This is a genomic window from Microcystis sp. LEGE 08355, from assembly GCF_015207185.1.
GTDB lineage: Bacteria > Cyanobacteriota > Cyanobacteriia > Cyanobacteriales > Microcystaceae > Microcystis > Microcystis panniformis.
Genome location: NZ_JADEXI010000882.1, coordinates 1 through 1,340 on the forward strand (window position 1 = coordinate 1; position 1,340 = coordinate 1,340).

Below are 1,340 nucleotides of genomic sequence, written 5' to 3' on the forward strand. Positions count from 1 at the left end.
AGGCATTAGTCTCTGGCAATGGTTATTTCAAGCATCAATTGGTCAAAGTTTCGCCCAAAGTCAGGGAATCGCTCTCGGCAAAAATCAGCCCCTGCGAATTCGCTTGGAATGTCGCAACCCCTATTTAATTCTGCTGCCCTGGGAAATTATGCAGCAAGCGGGTAAACAGGCCATATCTCTGCATCCGAATATACTCTTTAGCCGCACCACCAGCGATGTGGACCCACTGCCACCGATAAAATCGAGTAATAGTCTCAATATTCTCTTAGTTATCGGCGAAAAACAGATTAAAACCACCGCTAGTTCCCTCAACCTCACCGCCATTAATACCGGTGGAGAAACTAATTCCGACCAGGCACTGGAATCCGAGGCCGCCAATCTCATCCGGGCCATCTCCCCTGGGGGCAGTGGTTCCCTCCAGAATTTGGGAGTGAAAGTCAAAGTCGATACCTTAATTCGACCGGGGTCCGAAGAACTGACCAAGGCCTTGGATACGGGTAAATATCAAGCTTTTTTCTACGCCGGCCACGGAATCGCCGCCCCCAATGGCGGTTCCCTATTTCTGCGGCCGGGGGAACAGCTAAACGGGACGGAGTTAGCCCAAGCTTTGGTGAGAAATCAGGTTATTTTAACGGTTTTTAATGCCTGTTGGGGTGCTTATCCCGCTAAATCGGGTCAGGAGATGAGCCCCCGCAGCAGTCTGGCGGAAGTCTTGATTCACCATGGCGTTCCCGCAGTTTTGGCCATGCGAGATGCGATCGCTGATCGAGAGGCCTTGAGTTTTATCGAAGTTTTTACCCGCACCCTCTTCGGGTTCAAAGACAAAGAAGCGCAGATGTCCAAGTTGTTTCCCGGTCCGAGAGTCCCTATTGATCAGGCCGTTCGCATCGCCAGGCAGCAATTATTAACCCTCTACAAGTACAATCAACCCGCTTGGACTTTGCCGATTCTCTATATGCACCCAGAATTCGACGGGCAATTGCTGCAAACCCTTGATGAGACTCAATCACCGACGGTTATGCCCAATGTCTCCGGAACCATGCCCGCCGCTTTCTTATACTATCTCGATCGTCCCGAAAGAAAATGGTCAATCCGTGATGGTGGCATGAATATAGGACGGGACATGGAAAATGATCTACAGATTACTGAAAAATGGGTTAGTAAAAACCATTGTCGGATCATTTGCCGTAAAAAACCCGATGATTCAGACTATCAATACTTTCTCGAAGATTTCTCCCGTTTTGGTACTTTTATCTATCAAGATGGCCACTGGAAACAGGTACATAACCAAGAAGTTCCCCTAGAGTCCGGTTTACAGATTCGCTTCGGCAGTCACCAAG

General features: G+C 49.0%; 1 protein-coding gene. It reads left to right on the forward strand.

The features are described 5' to 3' along the window. The coding region (locus IQ242_RS24935; protein ID WP_193961806.1) for a CHAT domain-containing protein at window positions 1-1,340 on the forward strand (1,340 nt) is incomplete at both ends.